Below are 21,998 nucleotides of genomic sequence, written 5' to 3'. Positions count from 1 at the left end.
TCAAAACGGGCACAGACGCTTTCTGTTGAAACTATTCGCTGTATCGTTTGAATATCAAACAAGCATTGGTTCCGCCGAATCCGAAGTTGTTCGAAAGCACGTAATCGACCTTCGCTTCGCGGGCCTGATTTGGGATGTAATCGAGATCACAATCAGGATCCGGGAATTCGTAGTTGATCGTTGGCGGCAGTTTGTTTTCCATCAGGGCTTTGACCGAGAATACGGCTTCGAGCCCGCCGGCGGCACCGAGTGCGTGACCGGTCATGGATTTTGTCGAACTAACTGGGATGTTATAAGCGTTTTCGCCAAAGACCTTTTTGATCGCGAGTGTCTCAAATTTATCGTTATACGGCGTCGACGTTCCGTGGGCATTGATGTAGCCTATCTGGCTTGGATCGAGCCCGGCATCTTTTAACGCACGCTGCATCACACGGATCGCTCCCGAACCTGTTTCGTCTGGCATCGTTACGTGAAACGCATCACCGCTCATACCATATCCGACGATCTCGGCAAGAATCTTGGCACCCCGAGCCTTGGCAAATTCAAGCTCTTCAAGGATCAGAATTCCCGCACCTTCGCCAATAACGAAGCCATCTCGTTCAAGATCGAACGGCCGCGAGGCGTGTTTGGGATCGTCATTTCGGGTCGAAAGAGCCCGCATTGACGCAAACCCCGCGACAGACATCGGCGTTATCGCACTTTCCGCACCGCCGCATATCATCGCGTCAGCGTCACCGCGTTCAATGATACGGAAACTGTCCCCAATCGCGTGAGCACCTGCGGAACACGCGGTCGCCGTAGCCGAATTCGGGCCTTTCGCACCGTGGCGAATTGAAACGTTGCCGGAAGCAAGATTTACGATCGCGGAGACAATAAAGAATGGCGAAACGCGATCAGGCCCCTGATTCAGAAGCTTTTCGTGCTCACGTTCGATCGCCCAGAAATCGCCGATGCCGGAACTGATGTATGTTCCGATCATTTCGTCATTCGAGCTGTCGATAACAAGTCCGCTATGTTTCATCGCCTCATCCGAGGCTGCGAGAGCGAAATGGGTAAATGCCCCCATCCGCCGGGCTTCCTTTTTATCGAGGAAACTAAGCGGATCGAACCCTTTTACCTCACACGCAAACTTTACGGAAAACCTCTCGGTGTCGAACCTGGAAATAAAATCAGCCCCGTTCTCGCCCTTCATCAAAGCGCCCCAGGTCGTGGGCACATCATTTCCGCAAGGCGTAACCGAACCGAGTCCTGTAACTACTACTCGACGTTTCATATAAATAGTTAGTTGATCGTTGTTCGATGATGGTTGGAAAAAACCACGCAACGAACAACGATCAACGGTCAACCATCAACGATCAAAACTAAGCAGCTTTATGCTGTTCAACGTATGCGTAAGCGTCACGAACGCCCTGGATCTTCTCTGCGTCCTCATCAGGAATTTCGATATCGAATTCCTCTTCGAAACGCATCACGAGTTCGACGAGATCGAGCGAATCGGCGCCGAGATCTTCGATGAACCGGGCATTTTCAGTAACTTCTGCTTCGTCGACTCCGAGTTCGTCAACGATGATCTGTTTGATCTTATCCTGTACTTCTGACATAAATATAATCTCCTGTTTTATAGCGTTTCTAAAGTATTTCTCAAACTGTCCGTATTTTCAATGTTGGCGTAGACCGCTTCTTTATCTATCTGTCTAACCAACCCTGTCAAAACCTTTCCCGGCCCGATCTCGATGAATTTCTCGACACCGTTAGCCCGCATATTCTCGATCGTCTGCAGCCAGCGAACCGGCGACGAAACCTGCTGCGTGAGCTTTGCCGCGACGAGCGAAGTATCGCTGCTTGCCGCCGCGTCAACGTTGTGAAATATCGGAAACTCGAACGCTCCGTATTCCAGCTTCGCAAGGTCCAAAGCGAGCCGCTCCTGGGCCGGCATCATCAAACCGCAATGAAAAGGAGCCGAGACGTTCAGCTTGATCGCCCGCTTTGCTCCTTTTTCTTTCAATATCTCGCACGCACGGTCGACCGCTTCGGCATTGCCGGCGATCACGACCTGTGACGGCGAATTGATATTCGCCGGGCTGCAAACCTGGCCTTGAGCAGCTTCCGCACATCCTGCCTCGACCGTCGCAGCGTCTAGTCCAAGTATTGCCGCCATTGCGCCGACACCGACCGGAACCGCTTCCTGCATATAAGTTCCGCGTTTGCGAACGGTTTGCACCGCTTCCGCAAAATCGAGAACACCGGCGGCCACTAAGGCCGAATATTCGCCAAGGCTGTGCCCGGCAACAAAATCAGGCACCGGCAATCCTTCAGCCATCGCAGCGTGAAAAGCCGCAACGGACACCGTCAATATAGCCGGCTGCGTATTCGCCGTTAACTGCAGATCAGCCTCGTCACCGTCGAAGCACATTTCCGACAGCGAAAATTCGAGTGCATCATCTGCAGCCTCAAAAACCTCTCGTGCCGCCGTAAAATTATCAAACAGGTCTTTCCCCATGCCCACCGCCTGCGAGCCTTGTCCGGGAAAAATATAAGCAGTCTTACTCATCAGAACAATCTAACGCAAAGTCGCAAAGAAGCAGAGACGCAAGGTTTTTTCTTAAACAGACCAAAGGCTTTGCGTCTTAGCACCTTAGCGTCTTTGCGTTTAAACGACCTTAAAATCGAATCACCGTTCCGCCCCAGGTCACTCCGCCGCCAAATGCAGTAAGCAGAACCAAACTTCCTTCTTTGATCCGTCCGGATTGGATGCATTCATCCATGGCGATCGGGATTGACGCTGACGATGTGTTGCCCATTTCCGCGATATTCGAATAAACCTTTTCCTCGGGCACGCCAAGACGCGACGCAACTGCGTCAGTGATCCGCTGATTTGCCTGATGCGGGATAACAATATCAACATCATCGACTGTATATCCGGCTTTTTCGAGCATTTCGGCCGAAATATCAGCCATCGAGCGCACCGCAACCTTGAAAAGCTCGTTGCCTTTCATCTTGAAGAAATGCTCTCGATTATCTATGGTTTCGTGGGTCGTACCCAGTTTGGTGCCGCCGCCCGGAGCATAAAGCTGTTCCTCATAGCGGCCATCAGACCTGATCTTGGTGGCGAGAATACCTTTCCCTTCCGGAACTGGCCCGAGCACTGCCGCTCCGGCGCCGTCACCGAAGATCACGCACGTCCCGCGGTCGGTATAATCAACATACTTTGTCAGAACCTCAGCCCCTATGACCAAGGCGTATTTGATCTGACCGGTACGGATCATCGATTCGACCATCGTAATGCCATAAAGAAAGCCGGAACACGCAGCAAACACGTCCATTCCGGCTGCATTAACAGCCCCGATCTGAGCCTGTATCAGGGCACCGGTCGAGGGCATTATTTGATCGGGTGTCGTCGTGGCACAGACGATAATGTCTATGTCCTCAGGTCTTAAACCGGCACGTTCGATCGCCTGCAGAGCAGCCTTTGAGCCGAATTGCGAAGTATATTCATTCGCTTCAGCCTTGTGCCGCTGCTTGATCCCCGTGCGGGAGGTTATCCATTCATCGTTAGTGTCGACAAGTTTCTCCAGATCGGCATTCGTTAAGATGCCCTCCGGATAAGCATGTCCCATCCCGATAATTCCCGCGTTAGCCATAAGTAATGGTTTTTGAGTGTAGCGAGTTTGTCCGGCAGGTTCAACCGCAGGACGATCATTCACTCAACGAACACAATAAACTACTATTCAGCTTCTTTAACGTCGATTATTTTACGGCCTTTGAACATGCCGGTCTTTGCATCGATGCGGTGCGGCACCTTGGCTTCGCCGGTATCTTTATCGAGATAAAACTGTGGCGTATTCAGGGCATCATGGGCACGGCGGGTCCGCGTACGGGAATGTGAATGTCGTCGTTTAGGATTTGGCATAATTTTTCTCGTAAACAGCTATCCATAAATTGCCGATCGTGTTATCGCGGGCTTCCCTGCTATTCACGATCGTTAACTTAAGAACAACGGCCTACGCCTTTTTCAAACTCTTCAAAGCAGCCCAGCGAGGATCAACATCTTCGTCGGCACACTTACAATCTATCAAATTTAGGTTAGCACCGCATTTAGGACAAAGCCCTCGGCAGTCATCCCTGCAAAAGATCTGCTCCGGCAGCCAGAGCAAAAGCTGCTCTCGAACTACCTCCGCCATATTTACATGGCCGTCGGGAACGAGCGATTCATCGAGGGCATCTTCGCTGACCTCGGCTTCGACATTTGGATCGTCACCACTTGAATCAACGAATATAGCTCGAAACGGTAATTCGAGATCACGCTCGATGACATCAAGACACCGTGTGCAGTCAAGCACCAAGTGAGCTTTCACCGTTCCGCTCAGCTGAGCCTTCGCATCAACAAGAACGATCTCACCGAAAAGCTCCGTATTGCCACGCAATTGAACCGGTTCGCCTTCAAGGTCTATTTCCGAGGGATCGAACTCAGTTTCGATCCGCTTTGCGGTCGTCCCAACGCTGGCTAAATCGATGATCATTTATCAATCGTTGCCGCCGCCTCAAAAACCATAGCGAAGGCAAAACCTTAATTATAGCGACTATCAGTGACGTGTCAAATAAAATGCCTCTAATTGCGTCATTTCGACGCGGATCCAACCGCTTCATCGAGCGAGCGAAATCCGCGGTCTTTCAGAATGTTGGCGAGTCCGGCATTCACATCACGAGCGAAATACGGTCCGCCATATACAAAACCCGTGTAAGCCTGGATCAATGATGCTCCGGCTGCGATCTTGTCAAATGCATCCTGAGCATCGAATATTCCCCCAACCCCGATGATCGGGATCTTGCCTTTGGAGTATTTATATATAGCTGAAACAACCTCCGTTGATCTTTCCGTCAAAGGCCGTCCGCTTAATCCGCCGGAACCGATACTTGCTGCGTCCCTGGTTTTCAGACCGTCTCGCGAGACGGTAGTGTTCGTTGCAATTATTCCAGCTAGCTCATATCTAAGGGCGATATCGACGATCGATTCGATCTCTCCGGCAGCAAGGTCGGGAGCGATCTTAACGAGCAGCGGCTTGATCGGCCCTTTGCCGCTCAACTCTCTATTTCGCCTCTGCAATGCTCCCAAGAGTTCATCGAGGCTGTCCGATCTCTGCAATTCGCGTAGGTTTGGCGTGTTTGGCGACGAGATATTCACCGCAACATAATCGGCGTGGGGATGAACCAAGTCGAAACTGCTCAAATAATTCTCAGCTGCCTCTTCGATCAGAACATCCTTGTTCTTCCCGATATTCACACCGACGACGCAGTTTCTTTTTAACAGTTTGAGCCGTTCGGCTACTTTCACGGCACCATCATTATTAAAACCGAGTCGGTTGATCAGAGCATAATCCTGCGGCAAACGGAACATTCGCGGCTTTGGGTTTCCCGGCTGAGGCTGAAAGGTAACCGTTCCGACCTCGACGAAGCCAAAGCCAAGCCTCTCGAGCTGATTCACCACAACGCCATTCTTATCAAAGCCGGCAGCGATCCCGAGCGGGTTTGAGAATTTCAAGCCAAACCTCTCGATCGATCCAAAATTCGGCTCATCAGAATTAGGACCGACCGGCACAAGCCCCAGATTCAGAGCTTCGATCCCGAGTTCATGGGCCCGCTCGGCATCGAGACCAAACATCACCGGCCGAAGTAATTTTTGCCACAATTTTGTTGTCATCGCTGAAAAGATTCTAGTTCAAGACACGTTGTATCAAAACCTTGGCCTCAAACTTTGAACTTTCAACCGCTGTTTGTTACGATTCTCCAGCAATGGCTGACGAAATAAATTTGGTAGAAAAGTCGCGAATAATGGATTCGGCGGCGATGAAACGTGCCCTTCGGCGGCTCGCGACCGAGATCGTCGAATCGAATCACGGCCCGAAAGACCTCTACATTGTCGGCATCCGCCGCCGCGGCGTACCGCTGGCGGAGCGGATCGTCGATAAGATCGAGGCGATCGAAGGCGAGCGTCCGCTATACGGCATCCTCGATATAACGCTCTATCGCGACGATCTCTCGACCGTCGGAGCAAATCCGATCGTCAATCGCACCGAACTTGAGCATGATATCGATGGCAAGATCGTCGTGCTCGTTGACGATGTACTCTACACGGGCCGAACGATCCGTGCAGCGATGGATCAGCTAATGGATTTTGGCCGTCCGCGTAAAGTTCAGCTCGCCGTCCTCATCGATCGTGGCACCGAACACCGCGAATTGCCGATCCAGGCCGATTTTGTCGGCAAAAAAGTCCCGACCAAGCAAACCGAGATCATCAAGGTCATGCTCAAAGAATATGACGATGTTGAGGCCGTGGGCATTTTTGAACGGCCGAGTGAATAATTGCTAAGCAAGGTTAACGCCTTGCTTTTTTTAATGACTGGAGAGCAAGCGTCCCGCTTGCCACCGTTTAGATGGAAAAACCATTCAAGAGAAGAGATCTGTTGGGAATTCGCAATCTCTCAGCGGCCGAGATCGTCGGCATTCTCGATACGGCTGAGAATTTTAGCGAGATCTCGACGCGTGAGGTGAAGAAGGTTCCGGCGCTTCGCGGTAAGACCGTCATCAATCTCTTTTTCGAAGCCTCGACGCGAACCCGCACATCTTTCGAGCTTGCCGCCAAACGCCTTTCGGCTGACGCCGTGAATATCAGCGTTTCGTCGTCAAGCGTTACCAAAGGCGAGACGCTGCTCGACACGGCCCTGAACCTCGACGCTATGGCCCCGGATTGCATCGTCGTGCGTCATTCGAGTGCCGGCGTGCCGCACCAACTCGCAAAAGTAAGCCGTGCAGCGATCGTCAACGCCGGCGACGGAGCGAACGAACACCCGACGCAGGCTTTGCTCGACGCGATGACGATCCGCGAACACAAACACCAGATCGACGGCCTCGAGATCGCGATCGTCGGCGACATTCTGCACAGTCGAGTGGCTCGGTCGAATATCCATCTGCTGACCAAACTCGGTGCGAAGATCCGGGTTGCGGGCCCCGGAACGTTGGTTCCAAACGATTTCCAATATCTCGTCGAAAGTGGCCTCACGGTCTGCCCGAACGTCGAGGACGCCATCGCCGGAGCCGACGTCGTCATGATCCTCCGCATCCAACGCGAACGCCAGGACTCAGCATATTTTCCGACGCTCCGTGAATATTCGATCCACTACGGCCTAACAAACGACCGCCTCGACCTGGCAAAAAAAGACGCGATCGTCCTTCATCCGGGTCCGATGAATCGAGGGATCGAGATCGCTTCAGAAGTCGCCGACAGCTCGCGTTCGCTTATTTTGGATCAGGTAAAATATGGTGTGGCGGTCAGAATGGCGGTTCTTTATCTCGCGACGGGCGGCTCGGTAGTTAGCAGTTAGTTCTTATGAAGTTATTGATCGCAAACGGCCATCTCATCGATCCGGCCGCACAAGAAAATACTGGGATGTCTGTCCTCATTGAGGACGGCAAGGTAACCGCATGGATCAAACCCGGGGAAGGCGTCCCCGAAGGCTGTGAGGTTTTCGATGCGAGTGGAATGCTCGTCGCTCCGGGCTTTATCGACATACATGTGCATCTGCGTGAGCCAGGGCAGGAACATAAAGAAACGATCGCGAGCGGATGCGCGGCGGCGGTCGCGGGTGGTTGGACGAGCGTTTGCCCGATGCCAAATACGAATCCGGTCAATGATAATGCCGCGATCACGCGTTACATGATCGAGCAGGCGGAGCGTGCGGGTTTGGCGAATGTTTTCCCGATCGGGGCGATCACTAAATCTTCCGACGGTTCCGAACTTGCCGAGATGGGCGAGATGAAAGCTGCCGGAGCCGTTGCTGTCTCGGACGATGGCCGTCCGGTGCCGAATGCCGGAATTATGCGGCGTGCTATGCAGTATGCACGCGATTTCGACCTGCCGGTGATCGATCATTGCGAAGACAAATCGCTCTCGTCCGGCGGCGTGATGCACGAGGGAAAGATCTCACTCTTACTTGGCCTTAAAGGCATGCCTGCACTTGCCGAAGATATCGACGCGGTTCGCGACATCATACTTGCCGAAGAGACCGGGGCTCATTTACATATCGCTCACGTTTCTACCAAAGGTGCGGTCGAGGCTGTTCGTCGGGCCAAGAATGAAGGCTTGAACGTGACTTGCGAGGTGACGCCGCATCATTTTACGCTGACTGATAGAGCGGTCGAGGGCTACGACACGAACACGAAAATGGCACCGCCGCTTCGCAGCGAAGAGCACCTCGCTGCCATTATCGAAGGCCTCCGCGACGGAACCATCGACGCCATCGCAACCGACCACGCCCCGCACCACGCCGACGAAAAGGCTCTCGAATATGACCGTGCTCCAATGGGGATCACCGGCCTCGAAACCGCTATCGGCCTCGCTTTTAATGAACTCGTCCACAAAGGCGTGATCGGCCTCGCTCGTCTTGTCGAGCTGTGCTCGGCCAATCCGGCCCGGATATTTAAGCTCGCTGGACGTGGGACTTTGGCTCCGGGATCGATCGCGGATATCACCATCATCGATCCTGATCTGCAGTGGACTTACAAGTCATCGGAATCGCGTTCGAAATCAAGAAATTCACCGTTCAATAACTGGGAATTTTTTGGAGGACCGGTCGCGACAATAGTTGGCGGCAGGATCGTTTATCGCCGATAATTAGGAAAAACATGAAATCTTTTCTACTCACTCTATTTTGTTTTACGATCTCGGTATTTGCCGTAACTGCCCAAAACCAGTCCGTCTACACAAGCACGAAAACAACCGCCTGTAAGACGATAAAATCGAGTTCGAAGGACGCCGGCTCATACGAAGGCGAATGTCCGGGCGTTGGCGGGTACAAGATCCGCCTGATCGAGGGCGACATCAGGCAGACGATCGATATCATTACGCCTGCCAAAAAGAAATTTGAGCTCAATTTTTGGCATTTCTACGGCGCCTTTTCGTCGATCGGCGAGAAAGTCGAGTGGCGGACAAAGGCTGGCGTGCCGGTGGCTCTGATCGCCCGCTATGAGGTTGCAGATCCGGAAGGCATTAAGAAGGGTACGTCGTACCTGATGATCTCAAAGATCAGCAAAAATGAGTCGTGTGTGACGGACGTCGTTCCGCCCGGAGCCAAACAGAATGAAAAGGCCCGAAAACTGGCGGACGCCGCGATCTCGAAGCCGTGCAAATCTAACGAATAGAAACTAAAATAACCCAATGGAATGGCTCTCTGACCCGCAGATCTGGATCGCGTTTGCGACATTAACCGTATTAGAACTCGTCCTCGGGATCGATAATGTGATCTTCATATCGATCCTGTCGGGCAAACTTCCGCCTGAACAAAGGGCTAAGGCTCGCTATGTGGGGCTTGCATTGGCACTGGGTATCCGTATTCTGCTGCTGATGTCTCTGTCATGGGTCATCGGGCTGACCGCGCCGCTCTTCTCTATTTGGGGATGGGGATTTGCCGGTAAAGACCTTGTTTTGCTCTTCGGAGGCCTGTTCTTAATAGCTAAAAGCACCCATGAAATTCACGGCAGCCTGGAGGGAGAAGAAGGCGAAGGTTCTAAGAAAACCTATGCCGGTTTTGTCAGTGTAATTATACAGATCGTCCTGCTCGACATCGTATTTTCTCTCGATTCGGTTATAACTGCGGTCGGAATGATCAGCACGACCTATGGCCCGAACGGGATCTATATAATGATCGCGGCCGTAGTTATTTCGATCATCGCGATGATGCTTTTTGCCGGGCAGATCGGGGCATTTGTTCAGCGGCACCCGACCATTAAAATGCTGGCGCTCTCGTTCCTGCTCCTGATCGGCGTAATGCTCGTGGCCGAGGCGTTTCATCAGACAATTCCGAAGGGCTACATCTACTTTGCGATGGCATTCTCGGTCTTTGTTGAGATGCTGAATATTCGGCTGCGTAAGAAAGCAGCTCCAGTTCATCTGCACAATCGTTTTTCTGACGAGGACGAGGCCAAAGCCATAGAAACAGAACCCGAGGCAAAATAGAATGTCAAAGATCTCGATACTCCTGATCATATCCGTCTTGTTTTCATCAGTTAGCGGTGTACTGGGTCAAAGTACCGAAAGATTCGATCTCGTCATTACAAACGCCCGTATCATCGACGGAGCCGGAAACCCTTGGTTTCGCGGCTCCATCGCAATTAAGGACGGCAAGATCGCGAAAGTCGGCCGTTTCGAGGTTCCCGCCGGAACGAGCACGCTCGACGCCAAAAATCAGATCGTGGCCCCTGGATTTATCGACGTTCATGCTCACACCGAGGACATATATTCGAATCCAAAGGCTGAGAATTTCATCCGAATGGGCGTGACATCGCTCGTCACCGGCAACTGCGGCGGATCGGATCTCGACATTGGAGCTTTCCTCGGCAAAGCAAGGACGACGCCGCTCGCCGTCAATATCGCGAGCCTCATCGGCCATAATACGGTGCGTTCAAAGGTAGTCGGCCTCGATAACCGTGCTCCGACGCCTGAAGAACAGGCCCGGATGGACCAGTACGTCGAGCAGGCGATGAAGGACGGTGCGGTCGGGTTTTCTACCGGGCTGATCTACCTGCCGGGGACTTACGCCAAGACAGACGAGGTCGTCGGGATGGCAAAGGCTGCAGCAAAATACGGCGGTATCTACACCAGCCACATCCGCGACGAAGGCACCGAGGTCGTCAAGGCAGTCGAAGAGGCCATAAACATTGGCGAGCAGGCGAATATGCCGGTCGAGATCTCGCATTTCAAGATCCAGGTTCCCGCACTTTGGGGCAAGACTCCGACAACCATCGGGCTCGTCGAGGCGGCGCGAAAACGCGGGCTTTCGGTGACGGTTGACCAGTATGCTTATACGGCTTCGTCAACTAATCTAGACTCGCGGCTCCCGACCTGGGTCAATGCCGGCGGACGTGCCGAGGGCAAAAAGCGCCTTGCCGATCCGGCAGTTCGGAAGCAGGTTGCCGAGGAAATTAAGCAGGACCTCAAGAAAAAGAAATTCAAGGATTTCAGCTACGCATTTGTCTCCAGCTATCGAACCAAGCCGGAATATAACGGCAAGAATATCAAGGAGATAGCCAAGATCGAACGCGGTAAGGATAACCTCGACGCTCAGATCGAGCAGTTCCTCCAGATGTATGAAAATGGCGGTTCGGGCATGGTGTATCACGGGATGCAGGAGGCGGATGTGCAGAACATTATGCGGCAGCCTTTCACGATGATCGCGGCGGACGCGGGGGTTCAACGCCTCGGCCAGGGAATGCCGCATCCGCGTGGTTACGGCAACAATGCCCGCATCCTCGGCCGCTACGTACGCGAACTAAAGATCATCACTCTAGAGGATGCCATCCGCAAAATGACCTCGCTCCCCGCCCAAACCTTCGGCCTGACAAACCGCGGCCTCATCCGCGAAGGCTTCGCCGCCGACCTCGTCATCTTCGATGAAAACACCGTCGGCGATCCCGCCACCTACGAAAAGCCGCATCAATACGCCGTCGGATTCTCAACCGTCATCGTCAACGGCGAAGTCGTTTTTGACGGCAGCCGAATGACCACAAAAATGCCCGGCCGCGCACTCTACGGACCGGGCAAGATCGACTAGAGATCTGAAGTTCTGAAATGGAACTTTTCGTGTAAAAACACCTGACGCCAATTTTTGTCAATTTAAAGTGTGAATCGATTCACACTTTTCAAAAACAGGCGTATTTTCAACGTTTTTCGGCCCAAAACCGCCGGTTTGGTCAAAGGAACCGCCCTGCCAGTCGAGCAAGAAGACGCTGATTGGTAGAGGTATCTGGGAGATTGGTCAAAGGTTTAAATGGCCGGCAAACTTTGAACTATCAATTCGCAAAACGGGATGCATGCTTCCGGGCTTTGAAGGGATGCACCTCAATAACCAACTGCCGCACCCGGTGAACGCGAATCTTCGGCTCCGAGGCGTACACCGTCTTCACCGATCATGATCGCTGTCGCTCCTGCAAAGTACTGCGGCCGACCGACAAACTTCTGCCCATAACTCTCCAGTAGTTTCTTGGTGTCCGGCGAGATCCCGAATGGCTCGTAAAGTATCTGATCCGGATACCATTGATGATGAATACGCGGAGCGTCTATCGCCTGCTGTATGTTCATCTGATGATCGATCACGTTCACTATTCCCTGCAGTATCGCCGATATTATGGTTGGCCCACCTTGTGCTCCAAGCCCAAACCAGGGTGTTCCATCCTTTCTAAGAACTATAGTGGGCGTCATGGATGAAAGCGGCCGCTTTCTGGGCTGAACCGAGTTCCTTTCGCCTTGTATCAGGCCGAAACCGTTAGGTTTGCCCGGCTGGGCGGCAAAATCATCCATTTCGTTGTTCATCAATATGCCCGTGCCTTTTATTGTGACACCAGAACCGAATCCGTTATTTAGCGTGTAGGTATTAACGACAATGTTGCCCGCCGAATCGACAACCGTGTAGTTCGTCGTCTGCATCGACTCATAGCCTGGAACTTCGCCCGGGCCGATCGTTGAACTCGGCGTAGCTTTGACAAGATCAATCGTCGCCCCCCTCTTTTCAGCGTACTTTTTGTCGATCAGCGGGGCCACCGGAAACGCAAAAAAATCCGGATCGCCCATGTACACAGCCCTATCCGCAAAGCCGCGGCGCATCGCCTCGGTCATCACCTGATATTTTGCCGCAGAGTTGTATTCCATCGCACGAACATCGTAAGCCTCGAGCATGTTAAGGATCTGGAGTATGACTACACCTCCCGAACTCGGCGGCGGCATGGTTATGATCTGATGCCCGCGATAATTACCTATAAGAGGAGTGCGTTCTTTTGCCTGATAGTTTTTTAGATCGTCGAGTGTGATCAGGCCATTGTGAGCCTTCATATCGGCGGCGATCATTTTTGCTGTTAGACCTGAATAGAATTCCCTGGCTCCCAGACGCTGCACTCTCCCCAGAGTCTGCGCAAGTTCCGGCTGCGCCAATAGATCGCCCTCGGCCAGATATTTTCCGTTGTTCTGAAAGATCCGCTTGCTCTCATCATTCTTGGCCAATACCGATCTGGGCGAACCGAGATCGCCCGCTTGCCAGGATTCAAGTCGAAATCCCTTCACCGCAAGCAGCCTCGCCGGTTCGACGAGTTCTCGCCATGTTAGCTTTCCGGAACCGTACTTCTTGAACGCGATCTCAAATCCCGCAAGTGTTCCCGGTACACCCGAGGCCCGGTAACCGATTAGCGATGAACCTTCACCCGTGATCAACTTGCCGTTCTTGTCGACATAAATGTCACGGCTCGCGGCACCTGGGGCCATCTCGCGGTAATCGATAGCGTGAGCCGCTCCGTCCTTAGTCCGGATCATCATGAATCCACCGCCGCCGATATTTCCCGCCTCGGGAAAAACCACAGCAAGAGCGAGGCCGACGGCGATCGCCGCATCAACGGCATTGCCCCCTTTCTTCAGGATCTCGACACCGACTTTCGACGCGATCTCCTGATCTGCGACCACCATCGCATTCTTGCCCCTGACAGGCTCTCGCCAAGACGCATTGATCGGCACTGAGGCTGCCAGAACGGAAACAAATAGAGATAGAGCTGCGAAGCAAGTCGCAAGCCGGCGACTAAAACCAGAATTTTGGAATTTCATGGACACGATTATGGTTGACGCACGGAAAGTTGTCTATTCAGTTCATTAGAAACCGAGCGGTTTTGATTCGAAACTAACCTGCCCCGTGCCCGATGGGTGCTGGAAGCCAAGTTTGTAGGCGTGGAGGCATAATCGTTCGAATTCGCGGCCGCCACGCTGGACGTCGCCGACGATGGGGTGGCCGAGGAGTTCGCAGTGGATGCGGAGTTGGTTGGTGCGGCCGGTTACGGGTTCTAGTTCGAGGAGGGTTGTGTCGGCGTGACGCTCGCGAACCCAGAAGCGGGATTCGGCGTGTTTGCCGTCTTGTTTTACCATCCAGAGTTTTAGGTCTGCATCGCGGCCGATCGGGGCGTTGATGGTGCCTTCGTCTTGCTCGACGATGCCGTCGACGAGGGCGAGGTAGCGCTTTTCGACGCGTTTCTTCATGAAGTGATTACAAAGCTTGGCGTGAGCACGCGGGTTTTTAGCCGCGACGATGAGGCCGGAGGTTTGTTTGTCGAGGCGGTGGATCAGGCCGGGCCTGATGAGACGGGAGACCGGAGTCGGGAGTCGGGAGCCTTCGATTTCCTGAGTGCTTTGCCCCTTTGCGTCTTTGCGCCCCTGCGTTAAAAATCCTTGATTCAGATAGTGAGCCAACGCATTCAGCAGCGTGCCGCTATTTTCGCGGTGGGATGGGTGGACGAGCATTCCGGCGGGTTTGTTGACGATGATGAGGTCGTCGTCTTCGAAGACGATGTCGAGATCGATCTTCTCAGCCCGCATCGCGGTCCCGCGGGTGCGGTCGACGGTTATCTCGATAAAATCCTGCGGTTTTAGCTTGTAGCCGATGTTCTCGTGACGGCCGTTCACCTCGCACGCGGCGGTTTTCACGAGGTCGCGGAGATACATTTTGCTGAGGCTGTCGAAATGGTTTAGAAGAAAATCCTCTAAACGCATCTTAAAATGCGGCTGGCCTACAACTATTTCTACGCGTTCGATCACACCTAAATTGTAGCGTAAAAAAAGGGAAGGCGAATTCCCGCCTTCCCTCTATTAAGGAGTTTCCCGATAAGAGCCGATCTTAGCCGGGCGTCGCGACCATTGTCTTCTCAATGGAGACCTCTTGTGCTTCGTACGAAGCAATGATATTCGGCGGATATGAATCCGGCTCGTACGCGTAGGCGATCTCGCCGTGCTGCGATACGTCGAGGCCGCTGATCTCGTCGTCTTCGGTAACGCGAAGCCCGATCGCAAGATCGACTATCTTCAATACGATCAATGTTCCAACCAGTGCGAGAGCGACAGCGATGCCGATTCCGGCGAGTTGGTTGACGACCTGCATCCAGTTGCCCTCGATGCCGCCGACCGGAAGCGGATTGCCCGCCGCGTCTTTGAATATCGGATTGATCAGGCTGGTCGCCAGAACGCCGGTGAGCAATGCTCCGACCGTTCCTCCGACGCCATGGATGCCGAATGCGTCGAGAGTATCGTCGTAACCGAAGATATGCTTGACCTTTGCCACCATGATGTAGCAGATCGTTCCGGATGCGAGGCCGATCAGCAGGGCTGACATCGGCGTAACGAATCCCGCTGCGGGCGTGATGCCGACGAGGCCCGCGACGGCACCCGAGATCGCACCGATCGCCGTTGGCTTCCCGCTCTTGAACCAGTCGATCACCGTCCACGCAAGCATCGCAGTTGCCGCTGCGAAGTGCGTTGTCACGAATGCACTAGTAGCCAATGAACTTGCCGAAAGAGCACTTCCCGCGTTAAATCCAAACCATCCGAACCAGAGCAAACCGGCACCGATCAGGCTTAGCACCGAGTTGTGCGGCGTTGTCGGTTCATTTTTATAGTCGAGCCGCTTGCCGAGATATAGAGCACAAACAAGTGCCGAGACGCCCGACGAAATGTGTACGACCGTGCCACCTGCAAAATCGAGTGCCGGAATGCTGCCGCCGAGCACCGCATTCAAAAATCCGCCCTTGCCCCACACCATATGCGCGAGCGGAAGGTAAACGACGATCGTCCAAAGCGATGTGAACGCGATCTTGGCCGGGAATCGAATTCGCTCGGCGAACGCTCCTGTAATGAGAGCCGGAGTGATGATCGCGAACATTAGCTGAAAGATCATGAACGTCTGCTGCGGAATGGTCGCGGCATAATCTGCGTTCGGTTCAGCTCCGACACCTCGAAGAAATGCAAAGTCGAGCCCGCCGATGAACCAATTCCCTTCCGAAAAGACCAGGCTATAGCCGAAGAACGCCCAGATAACGGTCACGATCCCGACCGAGATCAGGCTCTTGAGCATCGTCGAGAGCACATTCTTTTGACGAACCAGCCCGCCATAGAACAATGCAAGCCCCGGGATCGTCATCAGCAGCACGAGTGCACTGCACATCAGAACCCAGGCGTTGTCCGCCGAACCCTGAGCGGTCGCTGCCGCCGCCTCGAGTTTCGCTATCCGATCAGCAACCTCGTCCGCCGATGCTGTCTGCGAAAACAAGAGCAGCGATGCCGACGCCGCCAAAAGGAATTTCGGGGAGTTGCGATATAGATTGCTAAATGTATACATAAGTGTGTTTTGCCCTTTAAGTGCAAAAGCTATGCCATCGGCACGCTAATTGCCGTAAACACTGTCTTTACTGGTCTTATTGTGTTTTACTCAAGTTTTGGAGCGGTTTCCGGAGTTATTTTTGAGACATATTTGTAAGATTTATGCGGTTAACTTACGTTTTTGTCACTGAGCGAACGGGTGATTCTTGGTTTTGGAGTAGTTTTGACTATATAATCAACGCGTCGATAACAAACAGCCGAATATTTCTTACATTTTTGTAACAATGCGAGTTGATCAGCTAGATTTCATATCAAAAGCAGCCTCCACGCTGGCCGAATCCGAGGGCTTTCGCGGCGGATCTGGTGTTGTGATCGAACACGTGGCGCGTGCCCTGACCGCACAGATCGGATTTGTTGCTTTGCGGCGCCGGGACAGTGATCTGGCTGACATCGTTTCCTCACGCGGACTCGGAGCGGCGGACTTTCGACGGCTGGAAGAACGAATAATCAAGAGCAGCTTGTGGCGAATACTTGATATGTCGTCACCATTTGTTATCGATGATCTGAGCGAGGATCCGGTGTTAAGCTTTCTGGCGTTCGGTTCCGGAACCCGTTTGCTGGCAGCAGTTCCGATCGTTTTGCAGGGTTCGACGGTGGGGCTAGTGGCGGTAGGCTTTCCGCCTGCGGCGAATGTTGCCGAGGATTCGGTGATCAAGCTTCTAAAGGCCATCGCCGCTCTGTTTGCTCAGTCTATCCGCGTCGAACGCATCGTCAGCGAAGAAGGCCGCAAGCTGCTCGAGGAAAACTCGCACCTCAAACAGGAATTGCGTGAGAAGTACGATTTTAGCCATCTCATCGGCAATTCCGGCCCGATGCGGCAGGTTTACGATCAGGTCGCACAGGTCGCTCGCTCGAATGCCACGGTCCTGCTTCGCGGCGAGAGCGGCACCGGAAAAGAGCTGATCGCCCACGCCATCCATTACAACAGCCTGCGGTCGAAACGCCCCTTTATCAAGGTAAACTGTGCGGCCCTCCCTGAAACGCTCATCGAAAGTGAGCTTTTCGGCTACGAGCAAGGTGCATTTACGGGAGCAGCGAAGCAAAAGAAAGGGCGTTTCGAACTCGCCGAAGGCGGAACGCTTTTTCTGGACGAGATCGGCGATCTGCCGGTCCAGACGCAGGTCAAGCTGCTTCGCGTAATCCAGGAACGCGAATTCGAGAGGCTCGGCGGAACCGAAACGGTTAAGATCAACGTCCGCATTATCACGGCGACCAACAAGAATCTCGAGGAAGAGATCGCATCTGGTGCATTTCGCGAGGATCTTTTTACCGGCTGAACGTCTTTATGATCTTTCTGCCGCCGCTGCGTGAGAGAAAGTCGGACATTCTACTTTTGGCGGAGCATTTTCTCGAGAAGTACGAACGCGAGCACAAAAAGGCGGTACGCCGAATTTCGACGCCGGCGATAGACATGCTGACGGCGTATCATTTCCCCGGAAACGTGCGCGAACTCGAGAATGTGATCGAGCGGGCCGTGATCGTTTGCGATTCGAACGTCATTCACGGCCATCACCTGCCGCCGACTTTGCAGACGGCTGAGATCAGTGGAACGGAAACTCGAATGACGCTTGCCTCGGCAGTCGAGGCATTCGAACGCGACCTGATCCAGGACACTTTAAAGTCAACCCGCGGCAACATTGCCAAGGCTGCCATCATGCTCGATTCGACCGAACGCATTTTGGGCTATAAAATAAGAAAGTACACGATCGATCCGAAACGATTCCGCAGATAAATGCGGCCTCAGGATGCCAAAGCCCGCGCGTGAGCAAGGGCGAATCATAGGCGCCGGATCGAATCACGCCCCTGCTTACGCGCGGGCTTTTGCATTGGATCTTATGCCCAGAACCGAACAACTCATCCGCGACCTGCCCGATCCCGAGGCGGCGCGGCGCTTTCTCGGGCAGTTGACCGATGCAAATCCTGCGGCCGCGACCAAGCTGACCAAAAGCGAAGGCCTCCTTTCGGACATCCTTACGCTCGTATCATTTAGCCCTCTGCTCGCGACCACACTACTACAAAATCCAGATTATTTTTGGTGGCTTAACCGTAAAAGGATAGATTCGCGTGTTCGCGGAAAAGACGAACTGCTAGAGTCGCTCGCCCGCTTCGCCCTTACAAATTCGCAGCTGGAGCCGCAGGTCTTGTATGCGCGGTTCCGCCGCCGCGAGCTGATACGGATATATTTGCGTGACATCCGAGGCCTCGCGACCATCGCGGAGATCACCGAAGAGATCTCAAATCTCGCCGACGCCATTTTAGAAGCTGCCCTGAAAGAAGCCCGGCGTGAGATGGACAACCGCTTCGGGATGCCGCAGGAACAGGATGAAAAGGGCCGCTCGATCACAGCCAGATTCTGCATCGCGGCACTCGGAAAACTCGGTTCAAAAGAGCTGAACTATTCGTCCGACATCGATCTTCTTTTCCTGTATTCCGACGAGGGCAAAACCTCCGGCATCGGCTCGAAAGGCGAGGTTACGAACCGGGAATACTTTGTAAAACTCTCGGAATACATCGTCAAACTCGTCGGCCAGCAGACCGGCGAAGGAGCGGCCTATCGCGTCGATCTCCGCCTGAGGCCGCACGGTTCGATGGGCTCACTCGCACTCTCGATCGGCGACACCGTCAAATACTATCGTACCGAAGCCCGGGCATGGGAACGTCAGGTGCTGATCCGTTCGCGTGGAAGTGCGGGCGACGTCGAGCTTTTCAAGCAATTTTACGGTGAGGTTGAGGATCTGATCTTCCCGCGAAGCGAGACCGTTTCGACTGCGCTCGCAAACGTTCGGCGTTCGAAGGAGCGGATCGATCTCGAAAACATCAACAAGCGTGGATTTGACGTCAAACTCGGACGCGGCGGGATCCGCGAGATCGAGTTTCTCGCTCAGGCTTTGCAGCTCGCCTACGGCGGCCGCGACAGTTGGCTCCGCAGCCCGCACACACTCATCAGCCTGGCTCGGCTTGCCGATCGAAAGCATATCAGCGATACCGAGTTGACCGAACTCTCAGCCGCGTATGAATTTCTTCGCCGCACGGAACACGTGCTCCAAATGAAGAACGGCGTGCAGACTCACACCATTCCCGATGATCCTGAGAAACGCGGCGTGCTTGCCCGCCGGGTGATGTTCTCGGGCGGCGGCGGTGATTTTGAAGCCGAACTCAAGAACCACACATCTAATGTCAGTCGTATTTTCGGACGCGTATTTGGCGAGATCGACGACGGGACCGCTAACGAGATCGAAATGAACGAGGTGCCGGACATTCAGGAACGGACCCTGTCGCACGTGATGGCTTCGATCGAGAAATCGGACGTTGAATTCGATACGAGCGGCCAGAGCGTGACAGTGCTCGATCGCCTAACCGCCGTTTCACCCCATTTCTCGGCGATGGTTGCGGCTAACCCTGACCTCGCCGCCGAGCTTCCCGACCCCGAATCCCAGTTTTACGAGACCGACTATGTAAGCGAAATGATGGACGCGGTCGAATCCGAACGTGAACTTGGCGGTCGCCTTTCGGCGATGCGGCGAACGTGGTCGCGATGCCTTTTGGAGATCGTGGTCCGCGATATTTTTGAGAAGATCACGATCCGCGAGGCAAAGCGTTTGCAAACTGCTCTCGCGGAAGCAAGTATCGCGGCGGCGCTTCGCGTGGTTCGTGATGAAATGGCGAACCGCTATCGAGCCTCCGACCTTCACCTGGATATGGCGATCCTGGCACTCGGCAAACTCGGCGGCCGCGGGTTGGATTACGATTCCGACCTGGATATTGTCGTTGTTTATTTTGACCCACAGGTTGAGCGGGTTTCGCGCGAATCGGCTCGATTGCTTCCGGGAGACGTCACGGCGGCGGAATTTTACAGCCGGGCGGTCGAACTGTTTTCGACGACTCTTTCGTCGATGACCCGCGAGGGCAATCTTTATCGGGTCGATCTGCGGCTACGCCCGTTCGGCTCGAAGGGAATGAGTGCGATGTCGATCGACGCATTTCTGGGCTATATGTCGGAAACGGCGGCGATATGGGAAATGCTGGCTTTCGTAAAGCTGCGTGCGGTCGGCGGCGACACAAGCATTGGCTTTACGGTCGAGAACGAGACCCGCCGCTTGATACATGCCCGGGCGTTGGATCTCGACCCTGATGAGCTCAAGAAAGAGACCCGGCGGGTTCGCCTCGCTCTGCAAAACGAACGCTCGAATCTCCGTCGAGGCTCGGAGGTCGATATCAAATACGGTTCCGGCGGGATGCTGGATATTTACTTTGCTATGAGGTATCTGCAGCTTCGAGATAACGTCCCCGACGAAGCCGGTGACCGCTCGACCACGCACATGCTCGAACGCCTGAAGGCTAACGGATCGCTCAGCGAGGAGATGCACCGGGAGATATTTGCGGGTTATCAATTTCTCTCCGCCCTCGACCACGATCTGCGGCTGACGGTTGGCCGCACGACCCGCGTTCCGTTGGCGAATCACACCGCTCTGGCAAACATAGCCCGACGAATGAAGCTTAACTCCGAATCTGATCTGCTCGAGCAGCTGACATTTCACCGTCTGGCGATCCGTGAGGTTTTCGATAAGATCGTTAGCTGACCATTTCTCCGCCGATCATTGTGAAAGCGACATTTCCGTCCTGATCCAAAGCGACAAGATCAGCTCGTTTGCCGATGTCGAGCGTTCCTCGGGTGTTGTCGAGCCCGAGGAGTTTGGCGGGATTTGTGGATGACATTTGGGAGACCTCGTTCGCCGAAAAACCAACCGAGAGCATCGTTCGCACCGCATCGTCCATGGCGATGACGGAACCGGCGATGCTGCCGCGTTCGTTGCGGGTACGGCCGTTGACGACCGAGATCGTTTCGCCCCAAAGCTGGAATTCGCCGTCGCCGAGCCCCGTCGGAGCGACGGAATCGCTGATGAGCGAAACCTTGTCCGGTGATTTCGCACGGCACGCGACGCGGAGCATGTCCGGATGAACATGGATACCGTCCGCGATGATGTCGAAGGTCACGCCTTCATTCGCAAGCCCCCAGCCGGCAACACCGACTTCCCTATGATGCACGCCGGTCATGGCGTTAAAGAAATGCGTTATGTGCCTCACACCGGCCGCGTACGCACGATCCAAAGTCTCATGTCCCGCCCGAGTATGCCCGATCGAAACGATCCAGCCGTCCCCCACCAAAGCCTCGATCAACTCGATCCCACCGTCGATCTCCGGAGCCAAAGTCGTCATGTGAACGCCGCTCTTGAGCTTGGGAAGGCCTAAAAACTCCCCTCCTGCCTGAGGAGGGGTGGCAGCCGCTTCGGCTGACGGGGTGGTGGGAGCCCGCTGCCCACTCTTAAAATACTCCGGCCGCAAAGCCCCGCACATCTTCTCGTTCGCAAAAACGCCTTCGTAATGCACACCGACAACCTGTGCGACCGGTTTCCCTTCCTGCACGATCATCAGTTCATCGATCGCGCCGATCACACGCCGATAGTTCTCATCCGAATCCGGCACCAGCGTCGGCATCCAAGCCGTCACCCCGCGAGTCGCTAAAAACGCCGCGACCTGGAGCAGCCCGTCCACGTCCGCCTCATTCACATCGATCCCAACCGCCCCGTGATTGTGAACGTCGATGAAGCCTGGAATAACAGTCAAACCGGATGTCTCTATGAGGGCCAATCTTGCGTTACCATTCGCCGCGACAAAATGCCCATTCGCAACCTCAATATCTTGCCCATCAATTCTCAATCGCTTTGAACTCATAACCTTCAATCTATCAAATAAAAATGGCCCGCGT

The 21,998-nt window shown here is 54.0% G+C and carries 18 protein-coding genes and 1 pseudogene; 8 read left to right on the top strand and 11 right to left on the bottom strand.

Annotation, left to right across the window (positions count from 1 at the left end):
• Nucleotides 1-31: 31 nt before the first annotated feature.
• The 7 genes from fabF to IPG22_16205 form a co-directional block, all read right to left on the bottom strand.
• Nucleotides 32-1,273 (bottom strand): beta-ketoacyl-ACP synthase II, encoded by a 1,242-nt coding sequence (gene fabF, locus IPG22_16235; protein MBK6589838.1) that lies wholly within the window; start codon nucleotides 1,271-1,273, stop codon nucleotides 32-34.
• An 88-nt stretch (nucleotides 1,274-1,361) separates the two neighbouring features.
• Nucleotides 1,362-1,601, bottom strand: coding sequence for an acyl carrier protein (locus tag IPG22_16230; GenBank protein ID MBK6589837.1), 240 nt, complete (start codon nucleotides 1,599-1,601; stop codon nucleotides 1,362-1,364).
• A 17-nt stretch (nucleotides 1,602-1,618) separates the two neighbouring features.
• Entirely contained in the window at nucleotides 1,619-2,551 is a 933-nt protein-coding gene (gene fabD / locus IPG22_16225; protein ID MBK6589836.1) for an ACP S-malonyltransferase, read from the bottom strand.
• 109 nt (nucleotides 2,552-2,660) lie between these two features.
• A complete protein-coding gene (locus IPG22_16220) occupies nucleotides 2,661-3,641 on the bottom strand; it encodes a ketoacyl-ACP synthase III (GenBank protein MBK6589835.1) in 981 nt (326 codons plus the stop codon).
• Between the two features lie 83 nt (nucleotides 3,642-3,724).
• Nucleotides 3,725-3,910: a 50S ribosomal protein L32 gene (rpmF, locus tag IPG22_16215; GenBank protein MBK6589834.1), complete on the bottom strand. Its 186-nt coding sequence runs from the start codon at nucleotides 3,908-3,910 to the stop codon at nucleotides 3,725-3,727.
• A 91-nt stretch (nucleotides 3,911-4,001) separates the two neighbouring features.
• Complete coding sequence (locus IPG22_16210) at nucleotides 4,002-4,520, bottom strand: DUF177 domain-containing protein (GenBank protein ID MBK6589833.1); 519 nt, start codon at nucleotides 4,518-4,520, stop codon at nucleotides 4,002-4,004.
• Between the two features lie 98 nt (nucleotides 4,521-4,618).
• Nucleotides 4,619-5,698 (bottom strand): quinone-dependent dihydroorotate dehydrogenase, encoded by a 1,080-nt coding sequence (locus tag IPG22_16205; protein ID MBK6589832.1) that lies wholly within the window; start codon nucleotides 5,696-5,698, stop codon nucleotides 4,619-4,621.
• Between the two features lie 110 nt (nucleotides 5,699-5,808).
• On the opposite strand from IPG22_16205, the gene pyrR reads away from it, so the two are divergent.
• From pyrR to IPG22_16175, 6 genes are all read left to right on the top strand, one after another.
• The gene (gene pyrR / locus IPG22_16200; protein ID MBK6589831.1) at nucleotides 5,809-6,360 is read left to right on the top strand and encodes a bifunctional pyr operon transcriptional regulator/uracil phosphoribosyltransferase PyrR; all 552 of its coding nucleotides are present in this window, start codon (nucleotides 5,809-5,811) and stop codon (nucleotides 6,358-6,360) included.
• Nucleotides 6,361-6,431: 71 nt separating this feature from the next.
• Nucleotides 6,432-7,379, top strand: coding sequence for an aspartate carbamoyltransferase catalytic subunit (locus tag IPG22_16195; protein ID MBK6589830.1), 948 nt, complete (start codon nucleotides 6,432-6,434; stop codon nucleotides 7,377-7,379).
• Nucleotides 7,380-7,384: 5 nt separating this feature from the next.
• Nucleotides 7,385-8,668, top strand: coding sequence for a dihydroorotase (locus IPG22_16190; GenBank protein MBK6589829.1), 1,284 nt, complete (start codon nucleotides 7,385-7,387; stop codon nucleotides 8,666-8,668).
• An 11-nt stretch (nucleotides 8,669-8,679) separates the two neighbouring features.
• Nucleotides 8,680-9,195 carry a hypothetical protein gene (locus tag IPG22_16185; GenBank protein ID MBK6589828.1) on the top strand — a complete coding sequence of 172 codons (516 nt, stop codon included), beginning with the start codon at nucleotides 8,680-8,682 and terminating at the stop codon, nucleotides 9,193-9,195.
• Nucleotides 9,196-9,211: 16 nt separating this feature from the next.
• Nucleotides 9,212-10,009: a TerC family protein gene (locus IPG22_16180; protein ID MBK6589827.1), complete on the top strand. Its 798-nt coding sequence runs from the start codon at nucleotides 9,212-9,214 to the stop codon at nucleotides 10,007-10,009.
• A gap of 1 nt (nucleotide 10,010) precedes the next feature.
• Nucleotides 10,011-11,603: a D-aminoacylase gene (locus tag IPG22_16175; GenBank protein ID MBK6589826.1), complete on the top strand. Its 1,593-nt coding sequence runs from the start codon at nucleotides 10,011-10,013 to the stop codon at nucleotides 11,601-11,603.
• A gap of 287 nt (nucleotides 11,604-11,890) precedes the next feature.
• On the opposite strand, the gene ggt is transcribed toward IPG22_16175, so the two are convergent.
• The 3 genes from ggt to IPG22_16160 form a co-directional block, all read right to left on the bottom strand.
• Nucleotides 11,891-13,636 (bottom strand): gamma-glutamyltransferase, encoded by a 1,746-nt coding sequence (ggt, locus tag IPG22_16170; protein ID MBK6589825.1) that lies wholly within the window; start codon nucleotides 13,634-13,636, stop codon nucleotides 11,891-11,893.
• A gap of 45 nt (nucleotides 13,637-13,681) precedes the next feature.
• Nucleotides 13,682-14,617 carry an RluA family pseudouridine synthase gene (locus IPG22_16165; protein MBK6589824.1) on the bottom strand — a complete coding sequence of 312 codons (936 nt, stop codon included), beginning with the start codon at nucleotides 14,615-14,617 and terminating at the stop codon, nucleotides 13,682-13,684.
• Nucleotides 14,618-14,696: 79 nt separating this feature from the next.
• Entirely contained in the window at nucleotides 14,697-16,190 is a 1,494-nt protein-coding gene (locus IPG22_16160) for an ammonium transporter (protein MBK6589823.1), read from the bottom strand.
• Nucleotides 16,191-16,455: 265 nt separating this feature from the next.
• Between IPG22_16160 and IPG22_16155 the strand changes: the two are divergent.
• Nucleotides 16,456-17,963 (top strand): annotated as a pseudogene (locus tag IPG22_16155) (sigma 54-interacting transcriptional regulator).
• Between the two features lie 103 nt (nucleotides 17,964-18,066).
• Nucleotides 18,067-20,811 (top strand): hypothetical protein, encoded by a 2,745-nt coding sequence (locus IPG22_16150; GenBank protein MBK6589822.1) that lies wholly within the window; start codon nucleotides 18,067-18,069, stop codon nucleotides 20,809-20,811.
• Here IPG22_16150 and nagA read toward each other — a convergent pair.
• Nucleotides 20,804-21,964: an N-acetylglucosamine-6-phosphate deacetylase gene (gene nagA / locus IPG22_16145; protein ID MBK6589821.1), complete on the bottom strand. Its 1,161-nt coding sequence runs from the start codon at nucleotides 21,962-21,964 to the stop codon at nucleotides 20,804-20,806. The genes IPG22_16150 and nagA overlap by 8 nt on opposite strands.
• Nucleotides 21,965-21,998: the final 34 nt, after the last annotated feature.

The organism is Acidobacteriota bacterium, from assembly GCA_016703965.1.
Taxonomy (GTDB): Bacteria; Acidobacteriota; Blastocatellia; order Pyrinomonadales; family Pyrinomonadaceae; genus OLB17.
Note: the sequence above shows the minus strand (reverse complement) of the source record. Positions and strands in the feature narration are given on the sequence as shown.

Excerpts from the sequence above, each read along its gene's own strand:
- fabF (MBK6589838.1), bottom strand. The coding sequence starts at position 1,273 with ATGAAACGTCGAGTAGTAGTTACAGGACTCGGTTCGGTTACGCCTTGC.
- IPG22_16230 (MBK6589837.1), bottom strand. The coding sequence starts at position 1,601 with ATGTCAGAAGTACAGGATAAGATCAAACAGATCATCGTTGACGAACTC.
- fabD (MBK6589836.1), bottom strand. The coding sequence starts at position 2,551 with ATGAGTAAGACTGCTTATATTTTTCCCGGACAAGGCTCGCAGGCGGTG.
- IPG22_16220 (MBK6589835.1), bottom strand. The coding sequence starts at position 3,641 with ATGGCTAACGCGGGAATTATCGGGATGGGACATGCTTATCCGGAGGGC.
- rpmF (MBK6589834.1), bottom strand. The coding sequence starts at position 3,910 with ATGCCAAATCCTAAACGACGACATTCACATTCCCGTACGCGGACCCGC.
- IPG22_16210 (MBK6589833.1), bottom strand. The coding sequence starts at position 4,520 with ATGATCATCGATTTAGCCAGCGTTGGGACGACCGCAAAGCGGATCGAA.
- IPG22_16205 (MBK6589832.1), bottom strand. The coding sequence starts at position 5,698 with ATGACAACAAAATTGTGGCAAAAATTACTTCGGCCGGTGATGTTTGGT.
- IPG22_16195 (MBK6589830.1), top strand. The coding sequence starts at position 6,432 with ATGGAAAAACCATTCAAGAGAAGAGATCTGTTGGGAATTCGCAATCTC.
- IPG22_16190 (MBK6589829.1), top strand. The coding sequence starts at position 7,385 with ATGAAGTTATTGATCGCAAACGGCCATCTCATCGATCCGGCCGCACAA.
- IPG22_16185 (MBK6589828.1), top strand. The coding sequence starts at position 8,680 with ATGAAATCTTTTCTACTCACTCTATTTTGTTTTACGATCTCGGTATTT.
- IPG22_16180 (MBK6589827.1), top strand. The coding sequence starts at position 9,212 with ATGGAATGGCTCTCTGACCCGCAGATCTGGATCGCGTTTGCGACATTA.
- IPG22_16175 (MBK6589826.1), top strand. The coding sequence starts at position 10,011 with ATGTCAAAGATCTCGATACTCCTGATCATATCCGTCTTGTTTTCATCA.
- ggt (MBK6589825.1), bottom strand. The coding sequence starts at position 13,636 with ATGAAATTCCAAAATTCTGGTTTTAGTCGCCGGCTTGCGACTTGCTTC.
- IPG22_16160 (MBK6589823.1), bottom strand. The coding sequence starts at position 16,190 with ATGTATACATTTAGCAATCTATATCGCAACTCCCCGAAATTCCTTTTG.
- IPG22_16150 (MBK6589822.1), top strand. The coding sequence starts at position 18,067 with ATGCCCAGAACCGAACAACTCATCCGCGACCTGCCCGATCCCGAGGCG.
- nagA (MBK6589821.1), bottom strand. The coding sequence starts at position 21,964 with ATGAGTTCAAAGCGATTGAGAATTGATGGGCAAGATATTGAGGTTGCG.